Annotated in this window: 8 protein-coding genes; all 8 read right to left on the bottom strand. The window is 66.6% G+C overall.

Annotated elements, in window-relative coordinates; all coding sequences use genetic code 11:
- Positions 1-18: 18 nt before the first annotated feature.
- The 8 genes from ACTJK4_RS18715 to ACTJK4_RS18680 all read right to left on the bottom strand — a co-directional run bounded on the left by ACTJK4_RS18715 (position 19) and on the right by ACTJK4_RS18680 (position 20,994).
- On the bottom strand, positions 19-1,266 hold the full coding sequence (locus ACTJK4_RS18715; RefSeq protein WP_232040071.1) for an MFS transporter: 1,248 nt from the start codon (positions 1,264-1,266) through the stop codon (positions 19-21).
- Between the two features lie 133 nt (positions 1,267-1,399).
- The gene (treY, locus tag ACTJK4_RS18710; protein WP_433867732.1) at positions 1,400-4,222 is read right to left on the bottom strand and encodes a malto-oligosyltrehalose synthase; all 2,823 of its coding nucleotides are present in this window, start codon (positions 4,220-4,222) and stop codon (positions 1,400-1,402) included.
- Positions 4,219-6,501, bottom strand: coding sequence for a 4-alpha-glucanotransferase (malQ, locus tag ACTJK4_RS18705; RefSeq protein WP_440818635.1), 2,283 nt, complete (start codon positions 6,499-6,501; stop codon positions 4,219-4,221). The genes treY and malQ overlap by 4 nt, the downstream gene beginning before the upstream one ends.
- Positions 6,502-6,531: 30 nt before the next feature.
- A complete protein-coding gene (treZ, locus tag ACTJK4_RS18700; protein ID WP_322017882.1) occupies positions 6,532-8,373 on the bottom strand; it encodes a malto-oligosyltrehalose trehalohydrolase in 1,842 nt (613 codons plus the stop codon).
- Entirely contained in the window at positions 8,370-10,658 is a 2,289-nt protein-coding gene (glgX, locus tag ACTJK4_RS18695) for a glycogen debranching protein GlgX (RefSeq protein WP_260801293.1), read from the bottom strand. Before glgX ends, treZ begins: the two co-directional genes overlap by 4 nt.
- A gap of 951 nt (positions 10,659-11,609) precedes the next feature.
- Entirely contained in the window at positions 11,610-13,916 is a 2,307-nt protein-coding gene (gene glgB, locus ACTJK4_RS18690) for a 1,4-alpha-glucan branching protein GlgB (RefSeq protein WP_440818634.1), read from the bottom strand.
- Positions 13,913-17,407: a maltose alpha-D-glucosyltransferase gene (gene treS / locus ACTJK4_RS18685; RefSeq protein WP_440818633.1), complete on the bottom strand. Its 3,495-nt coding sequence runs from the start codon at positions 17,405-17,407 to the stop codon at positions 13,913-13,915. Before treS ends, glgB begins: the two co-directional genes overlap by 4 nt.
- Positions 17,404-20,994, bottom strand: a complete 3,591-nt coding sequence (locus tag ACTJK4_RS18680) for a maltotransferase domain-containing protein (protein WP_440818632.1) — start codon at positions 20,992-20,994, stop codon at positions 17,404-17,406. The genes treS and ACTJK4_RS18680 overlap by 4 nt, the downstream gene beginning before the upstream one ends.
- Position 20,995: the final 1 nt, after the last annotated feature.

Below are 20,995 nucleotides of genomic sequence, written 5' to 3'. Positions count from 1 at the left end.
TGGTTTTGTGATGGGTGTTCAGACGGTGACGGCGGCGAGGTCGCGGCCCTTCGTCTCGGGCAGCATCAGCACCGCCACCGCGACGATCGAATAGGCGATGGCCGCGTCGATGCCGATGGCCGTGCCCAGCGACATCGATGCACTCATCTTGCCGACCAGCACCGGGAAGGCGGCAGACACCACGCGGCCGAAGTTGTAGCAAAAGCCCACACCCGTGCCGCGCACGCCCTGCGGATACAGCTCGTTGAACAGCGCGCCCATGCTGGCCGGAATGCCCGCCGCAAAGAAGCCCAGCGGAAAGCCCAGCACCAGCATCGCGCCATCCGACAGCGGCACCAGCAGATACACCAGCACCGTTACCACACAGCAGCACGAGAACAGCAGGATGTTGCCGCGGCGGCCGAGCACATCCAGCAGCCACGCGCTGGCCACGCAGCCGCACCAGAAGGCGAAGATGATCACGGCCAGGTAGCCGCCCGTGCCCAGCACCGACAGGTGGCGCTCCGTCTTGAGATACGTCGGCAGCCACGTCATCAGCGCGTAGTAGCCGCCGTGTGCGCCCACGCCCAGCAGGCCGCCGATCAGCGTCATGCGCAGCACCTGCGGGCGGAAGATGTCGAGCAGCGGAAAGCGCGAGATCGGCATCGCATTGGCGTTCGCATCCGGCTTGGCGGCCGGCACGGGTTCCTTCACGCCACGGCGGATATAGATGATGAGCAGCGCCGGCAGCAACCCGGCGGCAAACATGACGCGCCAGGCGAGGTCCGGCTCGATGAAGGAATAGGTGAGCGCATACAGAAGCACCGCCGCGCCCCAGCCCACGGCCCACGCGCTCTGCACGGTGCCCATGGCTTTGCCGCGGTGGCTAGCGCGAATGCTCTCGGCCATCAGCACGGCGCCCGCCGCCCATTCGCCGCCAAAGCCAAAGCCTTGAATGGCCTTCAGCACCAGAAACTGCTCGAAATTCTGCGCAAACGCCGAGGCGAATGTGGCTAGCGAAAACCACAGCACCGTGATCTGCAGCGTGCGCACACGGCCGAAGCGGTCGGTCAACGCCCCGGCAATCCAGCCGCCCAGGGCCGACGCCACCAGCGTGACGCCCGACACCAGCCCGGCCTCAGTCTTGCCGATGTGCCAGGCCGCGATGATGGTCGGGATGACGAGGCTGAACATCTGCACGTCCAGCGCGTCGAGCGCCCAGCCGCCAAAGCAGGCCCAGAACGTGCGCTTCTCCCCTTTCGAAATCTCTTTGAACCAGCCGAACATGCGGTCTCCTCCGGGTGACGTGAGCGTCGCGTTCATCACGCATTACTCTAGTCATCTATATGAATAGAGGAATTCTAGGGCGCAGCAGGAGACGGTGCAGTCGGTGTTAACCCGAGCGGAGGTGAAACGGCGGTCAGGTGTGCAGCAGGGCGACCGGCAGGTGGGCGAGCACCTGGCCCAACGCAAGGCGGGGGCTGTGCAGGGTCTGGCCGTCAAAAGCGCTATGCAGCGGCGTGTGCGAAAGCGCGGCCGGCAGGCAGACTGTGGTGTCCCGCCACGCGCCGTCCGCAAAGGTTGGTGCGGCGGTATGGCCCAGCAAGGCGGAGGCATGCAGCGGCACGATCGCGACGACCGCCTGGGCGCCATGCACACGCGCAAACGCCAGCACGTGGTGTGCGCCGCTGCCGGTTACGGCCAGCGGTTGGTAGTCGCCGGATTCGAACACCGCTGGCAGCGCGGCACGCAGGGCAAGAGCACGTGCCAGCACGGCTTGCTTGATGCGGCCATCGGTCCAATGCGTGAGCAGCGATGCGAGGCTGTGTCCGGCATGCACGTGCAATGCCCGCAATGCGCGATGCCGCGCGGCGTAGTCGACGGGCCGGCGGTTGTCGGGATCAACAAGGCTGGTGTCCCAGAAATCAGCGCCCTGATACAGGTCGGGCACGCCGGGCAACGTGGTGCGCAGCAAGGTCTGGGCGAGGCTGTTGATGGCCGCGGCCGGGGCCACGCTTTGCACGAAGGCCGAGAGGGAAGGCAGGAAGGTCGGGGCGGCCTCGCCCGTCAGCAGCGTCAAGACGAAATCGCGGCTGGCGGTTTCGTAGTCCGCATCGGGCGCGAACCAGTCGGTGCGCAGCTTGGCTTCGCGCTGTGCCTTTTCCTGCCACTGCGCGACACGCTCGGCCAGCTCGCGCACGGCATCGGCGTCATGCCAGTCCAGATCCGCAGGCCAGATCCCCACCAGTGTCTGATACAGCATCCACTGAGCGGCGGGTGAGGGGGCTGGGCCGGTCGGCAGTTGGCGCACCCATGCAGCGTGCTCTGTGCGCCATTGGTGTGCGGCGGCCAGCCACTGCGTGGGACGTTCCGACAGCACGGCCAACCGGGCGCGCACGTCTTCGCCGCGCTTGTGGTCGTGCGTGGCGGTGGCGAGCATCGCGTGCGGCCAGGTGTGGGCGCGCGCTTGCATGGCGTGATGGAACGCGTTGGCGCTCATCGAGAACTCGCCCGGATCCGCGCCGACCTCGTTGCGCGACAGCAGGCGCCCGTAGCGGTAGCACGCCGTGTCTTCCACCGCCTTGGCCGCCACCGGCGACGACAACTGCTGGCACCGCCGCAATGCGAGTTGGCGCAGCTTGTCCTGCCCGGCAGGTTGCCCGCCCAGCCAGGCATCAAGCCAGCCGAGCACCGGTTGATCAACGTGCCGCAGGCAGGTTGCCGCCCCCGACATGGCGGTTTGCACGATGGCCGAATCCTGCGCATCGCGCTGTTGCGCATTCGCATAGGTGCGATACACGGGAAAGTGGACGATCACCTCAGCAAGCGCACGACGGATGGCGTGCCACGTCATGTCGTGGCTGCTGCGGTTCTGCTGTGCCACCGCGTGCAGTGCTGACGTGGCTGCATCGAGTTCTGCCGCAAAGTGCGCATGCAGGATCTGGCGACGTGCGGGTACAGCCGTGGCCGAGAACGACGCTTCAGCCACCGGTGCGCCAATCCACTCAAGCCAGCCCTGGGTGAGAGGGGGCTCGCCGTGCGCGTCGTGCAACAGCGCGCTCACCTGGTTCATGAAGTCGTAGCCACTGGTGCCGTCGACGCCCCAGTCGGTGCGCATGGCTTCATCGGGGGCGAGGATCTTTTCAACAACGATCCACGGGCGACTCGTGAGCCGGTCAGCAGGGCGTGCCGCATGTTCGGCTTGCAGGCGGCGGCGTAGCTGGCGGCAGTACGCGGCTGGGTCGGCCAAGCCATCGACGTGGTCGATGCGCACGCCGTCAATCCAGCCCAGGCGATAAAGCCGGAACAGCAGCGCGTGCGTCGCTTCAAACACCTCGGTGCGCTCCATGCGCAGGCCGGCCAGCGAGCCGATGTCGAAGAAGCGGCGCCAGTTGATCTCGTCGTTGGCGGTGCACCAGTGAGCCAGGCGCCAATACTGGCGCGCCATCAGCGCATCGAGTTGATCGGGCTGCGCGTTGAGCGTGCGCACGGCTTCGGCGATGTGTGCGGCGCCGGCTTCGGTGGTGGCCAGGTTGCGCAGCGCGTCGCGTGCTTCATCGGCACGCTCGCGGCGCGTGCGCAGTGAGCGGATCGTGCCGAGCGCGGCAAAGCGGTCTGCCACCGCGTGTGTGGCGGTGTCGGCGTTGCCGGCACGAAGCAGCGTGGCGTAGTCGGCCAGCGCAATCGGGAACCGGTGGTCGTAGTACGCGATGGCCAGCCGGGCGGCTGTGTCGTCGTAGGCGAGTTGCAGTCGGCCGCCGGCCAGTGCGTCGGCGTAGTTCTCGCCCAGGAAAGGCGCGAGCACCTTGTTGCGCAGTGCGGGGTTGGGCGGCTGCCAGTCGATATCGAAGAAGTTGGCGTAAGCGCTGTCGGGCCCGGATTCGAGCACGTCCAGCCACCACGCGTTGTGTGCGCCGCCCACGCCCATGTGGTTCGGCACGATATCGACGATGAGGCCCATGCCACGCGCATGCAGCGCATCCACCAACTGTTCTAGCGCGCGTTCGCCCCCCAGCTCGGGGTTCACGTGTGTGGGGTCGACTACGTCATAGCCATGTGCGGAGCCTGGCTGCGCCGTGGTGATGGGCGACGTGTAGAGATGCGAGATGCCGAGCGCGGCGAAGTCATCCACTAACGCGCGCGCATGGTCGAACGTGAAGTCGCGGTGCAATTGCAGCCGCACCGTAGCGCGGGGCACACGTTGGAGGGTGACGGGGGCGAGGAGGGTGGTCTGTTCGCTCATGACGTGCTGTTGCGAGCGTTGGCCAGCGCGGACAGGCGCGCTTGCACCGTGGGCGTGTCAAGCAGCGTGCCGGACGGCCCAGGCAGGCGACGCCGCCAGTTCGGGTGGGTGTCGATCGTGCTTGGCAGGTTCGGCTGTTCGACAAGGCCCAGCAGGTCTTCCAGCGGCACCAGCGCAAGCGGCGTGTTGGCAGCGCCCGTGAAAACGGTGGCCGCCGTGGCAAAGTCCTGCGCGCTGGCTTGCAGGATGACTTCGGCTTGTGCTGCAGTGGCCGCGCGCGCCTGTTCCAACGCAGCCTGCAGCGGCGCCACGCCGATCATCGGCACACCGCCATCGGCCAGCACCAGGCGGTTGTGCTCTGCAAAGGCCGCCACCAGCGCGGCGCGATCGTCCATGCGGCGTGCGTGCGCTTCGCCCTCGGTCATGCCGGCGGGCAGCAGGCCGAGCTGGGCTTGCCAGCGCAGATCGTTGCCGATCCACCAGCCGACGAGCGTGGGTAGATCGTGCGTGCTCGTCATCGCCACCGATGCCGGCGCCCATGTACGCGGCGCCTTGAAGGGGGCATCGTCGCGCGTGTATTCGCGCTCGAACCAGAGGATGCGCATGCCGAGCAGGCCCTCGTCGGCAAGCTTGTCGCGCAGGCCAGGCGGTACGGTGCCGAGGTCTTCCCCAATGACGATGCAGCGATTGCGCCACGATTCCAGCGCCACCAGCCGCAGCAGATCCTGCATCGGGTAGCGCAGGTACACGCCGTCGAGCGGACGTGCGCCATCGGGAATCACCCACAGCCGCATCAGCCCGAGCACGTGGTCGATGCGCACGCCGCCGGGCACGGCCATCACTGCGCGCAGCATCTCGATAAACGCCGAGAAGCCTTGCGTGCGCATGGCGCGCGGGCTGAATGTCGTCAGCCCCCAGCCTTGGCCCTGCGCATTGAACACATCGGGCGGCGCACCCACTGTCACGCCGATCAGCAAGTCGCGCTGCCGGGCCCATGCATGGCTGCCCGCGCTGTCGGTGCCCACAGCGAGGTCGGCGATGAGGCCGATGGTCATGCCGGCGTTCTGCGCGGTGCGCTGCGCAAGGGCCCACTGGCGCGCCGCCGCCCATTGCAGGAAGAGGTGGAAATTCACTGCATCTTCATGCTCGCGTGCGAAGGCCTGCACGCCAAGATAGCTCGGATGTTGATACTGCTCGGGCCACTGCTTCCAATGCGCGGGCCCAAGGTGCGCATTCAGTGCCTCAAAGTGCGCGTGATCGCGCAGGCTCGTGCCGCCATCAATGCAGTACGCGCGAAAATCGTCCAGCAGCATCTGGGCGACGGTGTCTCCAAGCGGCGCCTGCAGCAAGCGGCGATGCAGCGCGCGCAGCACCGTCATGCGGGCGTTGCCGCTGGCCGGCCAGTCGATGAGCTGTGCGGCTTCCAGGCGAGCGTAGTCCGCGACAAGATCGCAGTCGACGACGGCCTGCCGCACGGCTTCGTCCCCAAAGAGCGCGGCCGGGTCGATCATCCACGCGTTCAGGAACAGGCGGCTCGATGGCGAGTACGGTGAATAGCGACGCGCGTCAGCCGTGAACATGGCATGCACGGGGCTGAGCGCCAATGCATCCGCACCGCGCTGCGCGAGATGCCGCGCCAGCGTGGCCGCAGCGGTGTAGTCGCCAAGGCCCGCGCTGCTGGCGGCGCGTGCGGGATCGCATCGCAAGCCGTAGAGCTGTGCGGAGGCGCCCCACAGGCGGGTGTCGGCCGGGCGATCGTGCTGGCGCAGCGCGTCGGCCACGCCATAGCAACGCGCAGGCGCAATGGCGAGCGTGGCTTCGATCACGGTGCCCGGCCCCGCGTCGATGGTCAGGCGGTGGTAGCCCGCGGCCTGCACCGGCGCCAGGCGCAGCGTTGCATGGTGCTCGCTTGCGCTGACGCTGATCTTGCCCTCCGTGCTGCCGTCGGATTCAAAGTCGACACGATAGATTTGGCCGCCCAGCAACGCGGCTTGCGGCGCCGAGGTCTGCAGCACGATCGGCTGTCCGACCACGCCGGTTACAAGCGGCGGTATGGCCACCGCTTCGGCTTCTGCGCGCAGGCGGGCCTGGCTTTCCAATACCTGGGTCGGCGTGCCGGCCGGCAGCCCCAGCGTAACGAGCACCGCGCGCAGCACTTCATCGGCTACGCGCATGGGGCGGCTGGCAGCGTCTTCCCAGTCGACCAGTAGCCCGGCATCCGTGGCCAGTTGCTGGAGCGGCGTGCGCTGCGTGCCTGAGGAGGGGGTCGTGCGGTCCATGATGCGTTGGCCCGTTGGTGTTGTCAGACGTCAGGTGGGCGATGGGGTGTGCAGCAATGCCACGCACGCACGCTCCGGCAGGCGATGCGCGATGAGCGCGGCAGCGGCGCCCTCGCGCGATTCGTGCAGCAGATCGGCGGGGCTGCCCGCCAGCACCGTGGGCACCGCCACGGGTTGATCCGACAGATTCACCATCAGCGTGAGCACGCTGCCGTCGCCCATGCGCCAGCGGGCAAGGGCGCCGGCATGGCCCAGTGCCACCGCGTCGAGCGCGCGCGCACGGGGCAGGCGCGGGATGATTTCCGCATGGCGCAGTGCCAGCAGCCGGTGCGTGCGGTTCAGTGTGTTGAGCTGTCCCGGGTCGGCGAGGTTCGCCTCGCCGGGGCAGGAGGTGAGGTAGGTGCGCTCGTCGTTCGGGTCGGGAATGCGCTCGCGCTGGCGCGGATCGGCAAATGCCTCGAACTTGGCAAACTCGCGGCGCCGGCCTTCCCGCACGGCTTCGGCCAGCATGCCGTGGTGGCTGGTGAAGTACAGGAAGGGGCATGTGCTGCCCCATTCCTCGCCCATGAACAGCATCGGAATCTGTGGGCTCAGCAGCAACAGCACCTGCGCCGCGTGCAATGCATCGGGGTGGGCGAGCTGCGTCAGCCGTTCGCCAAAGGCGCGGTTGCCGATCTGGTCGTGGTTCTGCAGGAACAGCACGAACGCGGTGGGCGGCAGATGTGCGCTCGGTTCGCCACGTGGTGCGTTTTCATGGATGGGTGATGGCTCACCCTGGTAGCAGAAGCCGTCTTGCAGCACGCGCGCCAGGCGTTGCGCGGGCGCCTCGGCATAGGCGGCGTAGTAGGCCTCGCGCTCGCCGGTCAGCAGCACGTGAAGCACGTTGTGGCCGTCGTCGTTCCACTGCGCATCGAAGTCGCCATGGGTATCGCCATCGCGCAGCAGCGACGCGGCGTTGTGCTCGTTCTCCAGCACCAGATGCACATGCCGGCCGGGCTCCACCGACAGCCTCACGCGCGCCGCGAGTTCACCCAGCCAGTCGCGCTCGGTGATGGCGTGCACGGCGTCGAGCCGCAGGCCGTCAAAGCGATATTCCATCAGCCACATCAACGCGTTCTGGATGAAGAACTCGCGCACCTGCGGCATGCGGAAATCGATCGCAGCGCCCCAGGGCGTATGCACATCGTCGCGGAAGAAGCTGCGCGCGTAGTGGTGCAGGTAGTTGCCGTCGGGCCCGAAGTGGTTGTAGACCACATCGAGAAACACCATCATGCCCAGCCCGTGCGCGGTGTCGATCAAGGCCTTGAGGTCGTCCGGCGTGCCGTAGCTGGCGTCGGGCGCAAAGGGCAGTACGCCGTCATAGCCCCAGTTGCGCGCGCCCGGAAACTCCGCCACCGGCATCAGCTCGATGGCCGTGATGCCCAGCCGCGCCAGTTCGGGCAGCCGCCCGCGCACGCCCTTGAAGCCGCCCAGCGTGCCGACGTGCAGTTCGTACAGCACGGTCTCGTGCCAGGGCCGGCCCTGCCAGCCAGCGTGCTGCCAGCGGTAGCGCTGCGGATCGACGACGAGGCTTGGGCCGGGAATGTCCTGCCACTGTGCGCGAGCGGCCGGGTCGGGCACGGACAGCGTCACGCCGTCCCGATTGGTGATGCGGTACCGATAGCACGTGCCGGCACTCACGGGGGTGACCGCTGCGTAGCAACCCTCGGGCTCGGCATCCATGCGGATGGCCACGTCGCCCCGCGCGTCATCGATCTCGACCCACGCGGCGGTCGCGTCCGGCGCCCACAGGCGGAAGCGGGTGTTGCCATCCGCCAGGACAGTGGCGCCGAATGGCATGTCGTGCGCAAACCGGGGGGCAGGTGCGGTCATTGCGTGGCGTCTCCAGTGTCATCGTTGGCGGCTTGGCCCGCGGTCGGGGCGGTGCGCTCGTCGTCGGTGGCGGGTTGCCCGGCCGTGTCGTCCTGCAGTGCGTGGTGCGTTTCGGGAACCGGGCCCAGGGTTTCACCGCTGACGTCCGCATCGGGCTGCCCGGCAATGTGGGCGATCGTGGCGAGTTGCGTGGCGAGCAGCAGCACGACGCTGCGCCCCCCAACCTTGAGCGTGCCGCTGCCGTGCGGACGGGTGTCCTGCTCCGGTGCTGCGCTGTCGATGGCGATTTGCCAATCCATGGCAGGCTCGGGCAGCGTGAACGTGAGGTCCGTCGCCGCGCCGTTGATGAGCAGCAGCGCCACATGCGGGCGCGCTTCTCCGTCGATGGTCTCGACACATGCGCGACGCAGTGCCAACGCGCGCGCCTCGCTGTCGTTCCACGCCTCGGGCGAGAGCACCTGGCCGCGCTCATCAAACCAGGCGATGTCCTGCACGCCAGGCAGGATCTCGGCGTTGCCGTGCACGTAATGCGGCCAGCGCAGCGCGGGGCTTTCCTTGCGCAACGCGATGAGCCGCGCCGTATAGCGCGCAAGTGCCTGCCCAGGGTCTTTCTCCAGCATTGACCAGTCGAGCCAGGACAGCGCGTTGTCCTGGCAGTAGGCGTTGTTGTTGCCGTCTTGCGTGCGGCCGAACTCGTCACCCGCCAGCAGCATCGGCGTGCCGTTGGAGAAGAACACCGTGGCCAGCAGCGCGCGTGTCACGCGTTCACGCAGGGCCTGGATGGCGGTGTCGTCGGTCGGGCCTTCCATGCCCCAGTTGGCGCTGCAGTTGTCGTTGTGGCCGTCGCGGTTGTCTTCGCCGTTGGCATCGTTGTGCTTGTCGGCGTAACTGACCAGGTCGTGCAGCGTGAAGCCGTCGTGCGACGCCACGTAGTTGATCGACGCCCACGGCCGGCGGTGCCGGCGGTCGAACAGGTCGCCACTGCCCGTCAGGCGAGCGGCAAGGTCCGGCCGCTGGCCCGAATCGCCACGCCAGAAGCGGCGGATGCCATCGCGAAAGCGGTCGTTCCACTCGGCAAAGCCCGGCGGGTGGTTGCCCACTTGGTAGCCGTCGGGGCCTACGTCCCAAGGCTCGGCGATGAGCTTGACGGTGGAGAGCACCGGGTCCTGGCGTATGGCATCGAAGAAGCCGGAGCCCGGATCAAAGCCGTTGCCCTCGCGCCCGAGCGTGACGCCCAGGTCAAAGCGGAAGCCATCCACATGGAACGCGTTGACCCAGTAGCGCAGCGAATCCATCACCATCTGCAGCACGCGCGGGTGCGACAGGTTGAGCGTGTTGCCGCAGCCCGTGTCGTTGATGTAGTAACGCTCCTGGCCCGGCACGAGGCGGTAGTAGCTCGCGTTGTCGAGCCCCCGGAACGACAGCGTCGGCCCCAGCTCGCTGCCTTCGCAGGTGTGGTTGTAGACCACATCGAGCAGCACCTCGATGCCCGCCGCATGCAGCCGCCGGATCGCCACCTTCAGCTCATGCAGCGATGGCGCAGACAGGTACGACGGCTCCGGCGCAAAGAAGCACAGCGTGTTGTAACCCCAGTAGTTGCGCAGGCCGCGCTCCACCAGGAACTGGTCCTGCAGGAAGGCGTGAATGGGCAGCAGTTCGATGGCGGTGATGCCCAGCCGCTGCAGGCGCTCGATGAAGACGCTGTCGCCGAGCGCGCTGAAGGTGCCGCGTTCGGGCGGCAACAAATCTTCGCGCAGCATCGAGAACCCGCGAACGTGCCCTTCGTAGATCACCGTCCGCGACCACGGCGTGTTCGGGCGGATATCGTTGCCCCAGTTGAATGACTCGTCGGTAACGACAGCCTTGGGCATAGCCGGTGCACTGTCGCGCCGGTCGAACGAAAGATCGCCGCGGTTGGAGTTCAGCCGGTAGCCGAACAGCGCATCAGACCAGCGCAGCGCGCCCACCAGCCGGCGGGCGTAGGGGTCGAGCAGCAGCTTGTGCGGGTTGAAACGGTGGCCGTGCTGCGGCTCCCACGGGCCATAGGCGCGGTAGCCGTAGACGAGGCCGGCTTCCACGCCGGGCAGGTAGCCGTGCCAGACCTCATCGGTGCATTCGGGCAGGGCGAAGCGGGTCAGTTCCTTGCGGCCGGTGGGGTCGAAGATGCAGAGTTCGATCTTGCTGGCGTTGGCCGAGAAGACGGCGAAATTGATGCCCAGGCCGTCCCATTGGGCACCTAGGGGGAAGGGTTTGCCGGGGGCGAGGGTTTTGGGGAAGCGGAGCATTAGCGGTTGGTTTCAGTATTGTCTTTGCCTTGGTGGTTTGCCTCGCTTTCGTCCCCTGCCGGGGCCGACTCACTTTCTTTGTCTTGCCAAAGAAAGTAAGCAAAGAAAGGCGCGCCCGAGATGGCGACCCCCTCCTTGAATTTTCGTAACCGGGCGGAGAACGGGAAAACTCGCTTCGCTCAGACAGTTCCCGTTCTTTTTTCCGCCCGCTTACGAAAATTCAAGGCGCCATCTAGGGCGGGTACGGCCAAACCGGCTGGGCACCGCCCGGGGCGCTGTTTGCCTCCTTCTGTCGAGGCTCAAAACCCGGGGATTGGGGTTCGGAACGTCAACGTTGGCGTTCGAGCACTTCAACGTTGCCGTTCGGAACCTCAAAGCTGGCGTTCAGAACCTTGATGTCGAAGTCTCCCAACCGCAAAGCTCAGGTTCAGAACGCCAAAGTCCGAGTTCAGAACGTCAAAGTCCGAGTTCAGAACCCCAAAGCTCAAGTTCGGAACCCCGAAGTCGGAGTTCAGAACCGCAAAGCTGAAGTTCAGAACCTCAACGTCCAAGTTCAGAACTTCAAAGTCGAAGTCTCTGAACTCCAAAGCACCCGTTCAGAACCTCGATGTACGCGTTCTGAACTTCGAAGTTGAAGCGCGGACCCCCAAGTCGCAGCACGAGCACGGCGCACGAACCGGTGTGCTCACACATCAACGCCAGTACCACGACGGTGTGGCCGTACCCTGCCCTAGATGGCGCCTTGAATTTCTGTTGCAGAGAGGAAAAAGAGGGGAGGCTGTTTGAGCGAAGCGAGTTTGCCTCCCCTCCCTCTCTGCGACATAAATTCAAGGAATCCTTCGCCATCTCGGGCGCGCCTTTCTTTGCTTACTTTCTTTGGCAAGACAAAGAAAGTGAGTCAGCCCCGGCAGGGGATGAAACGAAGGCAGACCACCAACACCAAAATCAAAATCAAACCTTCAAAACCACAACCCCCAACGGCGGCAGCCTCAACACCAACGACTGCCCCTGCCCATGCGCCGCCACGTGGTCTACATCCACCGCCCCACCATTCCCCAGATCGCTGCCGCCATACACGGCAGCATCCGTGTTCAGCACCTCACGCCACTGCGTGGCCCCGTCCGCCGGCGGCACGCCAATGCGATACCTCTCCCGCGGCACCGGTGTCATATTCGCGACCACCAGCATCGGCCGCCCTTCGCCATCCAGCCGCAGGAACGCAAACACGCTGTTGGTGCGGTCATCGCCAATCACCCAGTTGAACCCTTCGGGCGCCGTGTCCCGCGCATGCAATGACGGCTCATTCCGGTATAGCGCGTTGAGGTCGTGCACCAGCCGCTGCACGCCACGGTGCCGTGGATCATCCAGTAGGTGCCATTCGGGCGAGGCATCGTGGTTCCATTCGCCCACTTGCCCAAACTCGCAGCCCATGAACAGCAGCTTCTTGCCCGGATGCGTCCACATGAACGCCAGATAGGCGCGCAGGTTCGCCAGTCGTTGCCATTCATCGCCCGGCATCTTGCCCAGCAGCGAACCCTTGCCGTGCACCACTTCGTCGTGCGAGATCGGCAGGATGAAATGCTCGGAGAACGCGTACACCAGCCCGAACGTCATGCCGTCGTGATGGTGCTGCCGGTACACCGGGTCGCGCTGCATGTAGTGCAGCGTGTCGTGCATCCAGCCCATGTTCCACTTGTAGTCGAAGCCCAGGCCGTTGAACTCGACCGGCGCGGTCACACCCGGCCACGCCGTCGATTCTTCGGCGATGGTGATGGCGCCGGGGCAGCGTTCGTGCACCACCGTGTTCATCTGCTGGATGAACGCCACGGCTTCGAGGTTTTCGCGGCCGCCGTAGCGGTTGGGCACCCATTCGCCGGCGCGGCGCGAGTAGTCGCGGTAGAGCATCGAGGCCACGGCATCCACGCGCAGGCCGTCGATGTGAAAGCGCTCCAGCCATTCCAGCCCGCTGGCGATCAGGAAGCCGCGCACTTCGTTGCGGCCGAAGTTGTAGATGAGCGTGTTCCAGTCCTGATGAAAGCCTTCGCGCGGGTCCTGGTGTTCGTACAGCGCGGTGCCGTCAAACTGCGCCAGCCCGTGGGCGTCGGTCGGGAAGTGCGCGGGCACCCAATCGACGATGACGCCCAGGCCAGCCTGATGGCAGCGGTCAACAAAGCGCGCAAACGCCTCGGGCGCCCCAAAGCGCGCAGACGGCGCGAACAGCCCCAGCGGTTGATAACCCCAACTGCCGCCAAACGGATGTTCTGCCACCGGCAGCAGTTCAATGTGCGTAAAGCCGAGCGCCGTGACGTAGGGGATCAGCCGGTCAGCCAGTTCATCCCATTGCAGGTTGCGGCCGCCGTCTTCCAGGTCGCGCAACCACGAGCCGGCATGCACTTCATAGATGCTGATGGGGGCGTCGGGCTTCTGGCGTTCGGCGCGCGTTTGCATCCAGTCGTCATCGTTCCAGCGCAGCGGGGCCGGGTCGGCCACCACCGAGGCGGTGGCGGGCGGCGGTTCGGTCTGGCGCGCGGCGGGGTCGGCCTTGACCATCAGCCGGCCGTCGGCGCCGATGAGTTCGAACTTGTAGCGTGCGCCGGGGCCGACGCCCAGGCCGCTGGGCAGGAACAATTCCCACACACCGGCCTGGTGGCGCAGGCGCATGGGGTGGCGACGGCCGTCCCACTGGTTGAACTCGCCCACCACCGACACGCGCTGCGCGTTCGGTGCCCACACCGCAAAGCGCACGCCGCTGATGCCGTCGATGCGCATCGCCTGCGCGCCCAGGCAGCTTGCCAGCGCCCAATGCGTGCCCTCGTTGAGCAGGTGCAGGTCCAGATCGCCGAGCAGCAGCCCGAAGGCGTATGGGTCTTCGGTTTCCTGCACGGCCTCATGGCCGGTGCCCGCAGGCCAGATGATGCGCAGGCGATAAAGCTCCGGGTGGCCATACACGTCCTGCGCATCGGCACGCAGCGGGCCGTGGAACAGTCCTGTGCGGCCGACCGGCGTCATCTCCGTGATGATCTGGCCGCGCGAGTCGATGGCCTGGACACGGCGCGCTCCGGGGTAGAAAGCGCGCACCACCCATCGCGTGCCGTCTTCGGTGTCCATGCGATGCGGCCCCAGCACGGCGAATGGATCGCCCAGGCGGCCGTGCGTGAGCGCATCGACGCGCATCTGGTCGACGCCCGCCGGCAGCACGATCGGCGCTTCGGGTTCGGCAGCGGTTTTGGTTGGAGAGGCAAAGTCGAGTGCGGTCACGGTGGGCCTCCCGTCGAGTCTTCTGCAGCGGGTGATGGTGGCTCTGCATGCAGCAGGCGGCGTGCCACGCGTGTGAAGCCTTCCAGCGGAATCGGCAGCCAGGTCGGGCGGTTGGACGCTTCGTAGTTGACCTCGTACGCGGCCTTCTCCAGCAGGAAAAGATCCAGCAGGTGAAAGTCGACCACGGGCTGATCCAGCGCGTTCAGATCGGGCCCGCGGATAGCAGCGGCATACGCCTCCAGGAAGCGTTCGGTGGACGCAGCGCGGAACCGCTCCAGCAGGACATTGCGACGCTCCTGCGCGGGCCCGGCCACGTGCTCAGGGCCCTGACGCATGGCGCCGACCACGTAGTCGAGCGAGCGCATCAGCCCGGCGACGTCGCGCAGCGGGCTGGTCTTGCGCCGGCGCTCTTCCACAGGGCGCGAGGGCTCGCCTTCAAAGTCGATCAGGAAGGCATCGCCCTGCGCCACCAGCACCTGGCCGAGGTGGAAATCACCATGGATGCGCGAGAGCGTGGTGCCCAGGCCGTCTTCGGCATGCGCGCGCGCAGCGTCGAGCAGCGCCTGGTGTTGCGACAGCAGCCACTGCACGTCGGCTTGCCGCGGGCTGTCGGGGTTTTGCCGTTGCCATGTCGACAGGTTGTCATGCGCGCGGGTGAGCTGTTCGCTCACGCGGGCTATCCAGTAGGCGGCATCGTCGGTATCGGCAATGCGCGCGCCGAAGTTCGGGTCTTCGGTGGGCGCCGCCAGTGCGGCATGCAATTCGCCCAGCCGCGTGCCGATCACGCCGATGAAGTTGACGTAGCCGGCCAATGCCTCGTCGGTATCCACGCGCGCTTCCGAGACGGCCACTGGGGACGATTCACCATCGCCAGAAGTCACGCCTTCCATCTGTACGGCCAGTTCGTCGATGGTGCGCCGCAGGTAGTCCAGCGCCCACGTCCACGCATCGCCCTGGTTGGGCACAAAGCTCTGCATGACGGCCAGCGTCGAGCGTTCGCCGTCGGCAGCGTGGTGAGAGACCTCGCCGATCAGCGCCGCCGTGTTGGCATAGCCCACGCGCGTGAGGTGGCGCGTCATCTCCACCTCGGGGTGGATACCCGTGGCGATACGGCGGATGAGCTTGACGATGACGGACTCGCCAATCACCAGCGAACTGTTCGACTGTTCGGCCGCCAGCCACTGGATGGGCGTGTCGGGCGCCAGCGGCAGCGGTGCGGGCCGTGTGCTGCCGGCATCCGATGTCTCGGCAGGTTCAGCCAGCTCTGCAATGTTCGGTTCGGGCTCGAACCGAACGGTGCCGTCATTGGCCTCCAGTGTGGTGCCGCGCACAAGGTTGGTGAGCAACGCACGCGCGAAGGTCTCGGTGGTGAAGGCGTCGGTCAGGTAGCCGACATGACGGCCGCGCCGCACGCGCGCCAGCGCAAGTTGAATGGGCAGCGCCGGCAGCGTGGCCGATTCCCAAGCGATGGAAAGCGGCAGCAGGTAGCGCTCGACGCGCTCGCTGCCGTCGGGGCTGCCCAGCGTGACAGCCACTTCGTTGAGGAACACCTCGGGCCGCGTTGCGCCAGCCAGCGGGCGGTTGGTGGATGCGGCATCCACCGGCACGGTCGCGCCCCAGGCAAACTTTGCGCTACGCAGCACGCTGTCCTTGGCGGCAAACCAGCGGCGCTTGGGCAGATACGTCGGCAGGATTTCGCGTTCGATCAACTGGCGGTGTGCCTCGCGCTGCCGCGTGTCGGCCAGGGCATCGAGCCCCGCGCGCAGCACCAGCGTCGTGAACTCGGGCAACTGCTCGGCGGCCGGTTGCGCCCAGGTCGGGCCGGGCTCGTTCTCGCGCAGCTCCAGCCAATAGAAGGCGTAGGGCGGCAGCGTGAGCAGATACGACAACTGGCCGATGGGCGGAAACGCCGTCCCGCCGATCAGCTCCACCGGCACGCGCTGCGCAAAGGCGGACAAGTCCAGTTCGACGGCCTGCGAGGCGCGGGAGAGATTGGCCACGCAGAGGATCGGCGCCTCGCCTTCCAGCGCGCGGATATACGCCAGCACCTTGCGGTTGGACGGCTGCAGGAACTGGATGGAACCACGGCCGAACACGCGATGCCGCTTGCGCGTGGCAAGCAGCCGGCGTGTCCAGTTCAGCAGCGAATGCGCGTCGCGGCTCTGCGCTTCCACGTTCACCGATTCATAGCCGTACAGCGAGCCCATGATGGCCGGCAGCACGAGCTGTTCCGGGTCGGCGCGCGAGAACCCGCCGTTGCGGTCGGGTGACCACTGCATCGGCGTGCGCACGCCGTCGCGGTCCCCCAGGTGGATGTTGTCGCCCATGCCGATTTCGTCGCCGTAGTACATGACAGGCGTGCCGGGCATGGAGAACAGCAGGCTGTTCATCAGCTCGACGCGGCGGCGGTCGCGTTCGAGCAGCGGTGCGAGCCGGCGGCGGATGCCGAGGTTCAGGCGCGCACGGCGGTCGCTGGCGTAGACCTCCCAGAGGTAGTCGCGCTCGGCGTCGGTCACCATTTCGAGCGTCAACTCGTCGTGATTGCGCAGGAAGATGGCCCATTGGCAGCCGGGCGGCACCTCGGGCGTCTGGCGCATGATGTCGGTGATCGGAAAACGGTCTTCACGCGCGATCGCCATGTACATGCGCGGCATCAGCGGGAAGTGGAACGCCATGTGGCATTCGTCACCGGCACCGAAGTATTCCTGCGTGTCTTCCGGCCACTGGTTGGCTTCTGCCAGCAGCAGGCGGTTCTTGAATTCCCCGTCCATGGCCGCGCGGATCTTGCGCAGCACGTCATGCGTCTCGGGCAGGTTCTCGTTCGACGTGCCTTCGCGTTCCACGAGGTAGGGCACGGCATCGAGCCGCAGGCCGTCCACGCCCAGGTTCAGCCAGTACTTCATCACGCCGATCACGGCCTTCAGCACGCGCGGGTTGTCGAAGTTGAGATCGGGCTGGTGCGAATAGAAGCGGTGCCAGTAGTACGCGTTGGCCACCGGGTCCCATGTCCAGTTGGACGGCTCGGTGTCGATGAAGATGATGCGCGTGCCGGCGTACTTCTTGTCGTTGTCGGACCACACGTAGAAGTCGCGCAGCGCAGAACCCGGCTTGGCGCGCCGCGCCCGCTGGAACCACGGGTGCTGATCCGACGTGTGGTTGATGACCAGTTCGGTGATCACGCGCAGGCCCCGCGCATGCGCTTCGGCAATGAAGCGGCGCACGTCGGCCATGCTGCCGTAATCGGGGTGGACGCCGCGGTATTCGGCGATGTCGTAGCCGTCGTCGCGGCGCGGCGATGGGTAGAACGGCAGCAGCCAGATGACGTCCACCCCCAGCTCGGCGATGTAGTCGAGCTTGGAGATCAAACCGGGGAAGTCTCCGACGCCGTCGTTGTCGGAATCGCAGAACGATTTGACATGCAGCTGATAGATGACGGCGTCCTTGTACCAGAGCGCGTCGTCCACCAGCAGCGCGGTCGGATTGCGCGTCATGACGGGTTTTCCTCCGAAGGCAGGGCCGGGCGCACGCGCCAGATGGCAAACGGCTGCTCGGGTTCAAGGCGGATGTGCTGCCACTTGCCGCGCCACACCGTGCGCTGGCCGTTGACGAGGTTCTCGGCCATCAGTGCGCCGTGATCGGGTAGGCCCCATTGCCACAGTGGCAGTTCGATGTCGGACTCGTGCGCGTGGTGCGGGTCGAGGTTGATGGCCACGAACACCGTGTTGTCGCCAAAGCGGTCTGGCGGCAGGGCGTTGGCCAGTTCGGCCGGGGTGGCCCCCAACTGCGCCGGTAGCACGGGCGGCGTCGATTTGCTGAAGAACAGGATCTGCTCGCCCGATGCCGGCTGGAACGTCACGCCCAGATGCGAGTGCAGCGCCGGATTGGCCCGGCGGATGCGGTTGAGCAGCGCAATTTCCTTGACGATGTTGCCGGGGCGGTTGTGGTCCCACGCGCGCAGTTGGTACTTTTCGGAGTCGAGGTACTCCTCTTTGCCGGGTACCGCAGCGCCTTCGCACAGCTCGAACCCGTTATAGACGCCCCACAGGCCGGACAGCGTGGCCGCCAGCGCGGCACGAATCAAAAAGCCCGGCCGGCCCGACGACTGCAGGAACACCGGGTTGATGTCCGGCGTGTTGACGAAGAAGTGCGGGCGAAAATATTCACGCACCGGCGTGCGCGTCAGCTCGGTCAGGTAATCGATGAATTCCTGCTTGGTGTGCCGCCACGTGAAGTACGTGTACGACTGCGAAAACCCGACCTTTGCCAGCCGGTACATCACCTTGGGCCGCGTAAAGGCTTCCGACAGGAACACCGTATCCGGATAGCGCGCACGCACCTCGCCGATCATCCATTCCCAGAACGGCAGCGGCTTGGTGTGCGGATTGTCGACGCGGAACAGGCGCACGCCTTCGTCCGCCCAGAACATCACCACGTCGCGCAGTGCGGTCCACAGGCCGGGCTTGGCATCGTCGGCATAGAAGTCGACGTTGACGATGTCTTCGTACTTCTTGGGCGGGTTCTCGGCGTATTTGATGCTGCCGTCGGGGCGCCATGCAAACCAGCCGGGGTGCTCGCGCAGCCAGGGGTGATCGGGCGAGCATTGAATGGCGAAGTCGAGCGCCAGTTCCAAGCCTTTTTCACGCGCGGCGCGCACCAGGCGGCGGAAATCTTCCAGCGTGCCGAGCTGCGGGTGGATGGCGTCGTGCCCGCCTTCGGCAGCGCCAATGGCGTACGGGCTGCCGGGGTCGTCGGGCTCCGCGCGCAGGCTGTTGTTGCGGCCCTTGCGGTTGGTGCGGCCGATCGGGTGGATGGGCGGGAAATACAGCACGTCGAAGCCCATGCCACGGATAGCGCCCAGCCGGCGGATCACGTCATCAAAGGTGCCGTGCCGCTGTTCGTCATCCGATGCCGAGCGAGGGAACAGCTCGTACCAGCTCGCGAACGCCGCGCCATCGCGTTCCACGTCCAGCGGATACGCCACGCTTTCCACGTAGAACGGCCGGTAGTGCGAAGCCTGCGCCATCACGTGGGCGGTCACGGGGTCCAACAGCAGCGTGAGACGGTGCGCGTGGTCCGCCTCGGCCAACAGGTGGGCCAGCTTGTGCAAGGCGTCGACCGGTGCGTCCTTCGGCGCATGTTCTGCTGCCTGTGCGACGAGCTGCGCGCCTTCTTCCAGCTCCAGCGTTACGTCCACGCCGGCGGTGTGCTTCTTCTCCAGTTCAGACCGATAGGTGCCGAACGCATCGCGCCACGCGGCCACGGCATAGGCGTGCCGCCCCAGCCGTTCGGGCCGGAACGCGCCACGCCAGCGGTCGTTGCCGAGCGGCATCATCGGTACGTGCTGCCACGTGTCTTCATCTTGCGCGCGCCACAGCAGGTGCACGGCCAACTTGTCGTGCCCGTCCATCAGCACATCGGCCTCGACGATGATGTCATCGCCCACCAGGCGCTTCACGGCAAAGCGGCCGTCTTCAACGGAGGGCTGCACCTGTTCGATGCCGATGCGCGGCGACGCAATGGCCGCGTTGACAGGGTCTTTCGCTTCGCCGGCCTTGGTGCGCGGGCTCTTGGCGGCTTTGGCTGTCGCGGGATAGTGCACCGGAGCATTGCGGAACACGCGCCAGACCTGCACGTCGCCGGGCAGCAAATCGATCTCGGCCAAGGGCCGTGCATTGGCACGCAGCGTGTCGTCGCAACTGCCCACCGGTTCGGTCAGCAGGTCGAGCGCTACGCCGCGCGTAAAGCCGCCAGCCACGCCGGGCAGAAAGTGGTCGGCATGCACCGACACGCCCATGTGCAGATCAGGGTTGATGACGGTCAGCGTGGCGGCATCGCCTGCACGCAGGTCGGGGCCGTCGGCGCGTAGCAGGGCGGTGGCGGGCGCGTCGGGGCCGGTCAGCATGCGCAGTTCGGCGTGCGGTGCGACGGTGTTCTTCTCGCGTGCGGCGCGGATGGTGGCGTTCACATCGCGCACGGCATCGCTCAGGTCAAACGCAGCATGGGCGTCGATCCATTGCTGGTCGGATGGGTCACCGCGCTCGGCCAGCATCGGCAGCAGGGCGCCGCGTTCGAAGCCCAGCGGCATCAGCCAGCCGGCATCGAGCGTGTCGGCCACGTGCAGGAGGCGGCGGTATGCGCGTTCACGGACCATTGCGTCGCCAAACGCCTGGCCGTAGCGCGTGCCGAACGGTGCTTCCACGGTGGCGATGGGCGGGGCCACGGCAGCCAGGCGCGCGTGCTCTTCCACCATCCAGCCCGCGCGGAAATCCCACCAGCGCAACGATGAAAACGTCGCGTCAAAGCCGGCGCCTGCCAGTGCGTCGATTGCCGCGCCGTCCATGCCGGGCGTCCACGCCAGGAAGCGGACGGCGCCGGCGTCTTTGCGCACGTCGGCAATCAACGTGCGCCAACGTTCGGCTGGCAGGCGGGCAGGCGCTTCGCAGCGGAACCCGCCGATGCCCAATGCGGCCCAGTTGCGCAGTTGCTGAGCCCACCACGTGAGGATGGCATCTGCGTTGCGCGGGTCGTCGTGGCGGAACGAGGCCACCTCAAGGTGCGAAGGCGGCAGGCGTGGGTCCAGCGCGTCGCCGTCTTCGGCGTGGCTGGCGAACCAGTCGGGGTGGTCGGCACGCAGTGGCGCATCCACCGCCACGCGGTCGATTACCAGGTCGAGCAGCAACGTAAGCCCACGCGAGCGGCTGCCTTCAGCCAGCTTGGCGAGGGCTGCGTCGGCCGGCCCGCCGCCCAGCGCCGCATGCAGTTGCGCATGGTCGCGGGTGACGAAGACGTTGCCGGCCGCACTCACCGCAAACGGCGGCGCCATCAATACATGATCGAAACCCAATGAGGCGATGCGATCGAGCACGCCGTCCCAGCGGTCGAGCCTGCCCAGTTGGAGCGGGTGCACGTAGCAGATGGCTGGGGCGTATGGAGGCTCTGCCGCGGTGGGCGCGACTGGGCTCGGCATTGCTGCCGGCCTGGTCACCGATTTGGCTTTGCTGCCGGGTGGCTTGGCCGCGTTGAGTGCGGCCGTGTTTTTACGTGGAGTGGCGGGCTTGGGCGACTTGGTCTCGGGCATG

The sequence above is a fragment of the Ralstonia sp. 22111 genome, from assembly GCF_052045895.1.
In the GTDB taxonomy this organism is placed as follows: Bacteria; Pseudomonadota; Gammaproteobacteria; order Burkholderiales; family Burkholderiaceae; genus Ralstonia; species Ralstonia wenshanensis.
Note: the sequence above shows the minus strand (reverse complement) of the source record. Positions and strands in the feature narration are given on the sequence as shown.

Excerpts from the sequence above, each read along its gene's own strand:
- glgX (WP_260801293.1), bottom strand. The coding sequence starts at position 10,658 with ATGCTCCGCTTCCCCAAAACCCTCGCCCCCGGCAAACCCTTCCCCCTA.
- treY (WP_433867732.1), bottom strand. The coding sequence starts at position 4,222 with ATGAGCGAACAGACCACCCTCCTCGCCCCCGTCACCCTCCAACGTGTG.
- malQ (WP_440818635.1), bottom strand. The coding sequence starts at position 6,501 with ATGGACCGCACGACCCCCTCCTCAGGCACGCAGCGCACGCCGCTCCAG.
- treS (WP_440818633.1), bottom strand. The coding sequence starts at position 17,407 with ATGACGCGCAATCCGACCGCGCTGCTGGTGGACGACGCGCTCTGGTAC.
- ACTJK4_RS18680 (WP_440818632.1), bottom strand. The coding sequence starts at position 20,994 with ATGCCCGAGACCAAGTCGCCCAAGCCCGCCACTCCACGTAAAAACACG.
- treZ (WP_322017882.1), bottom strand. The coding sequence starts at position 8,373 with ATGACCGCACCTGCCCCCCGGTTTGCGCACGACATGCCATTCGGCGCC.
- ACTJK4_RS18715 (WP_232040071.1), bottom strand. The coding sequence starts at position 1,266 with ATGTTCGGCTGGTTCAAAGAGATTTCGAAAGGGGAGAAGCGCACGTTC.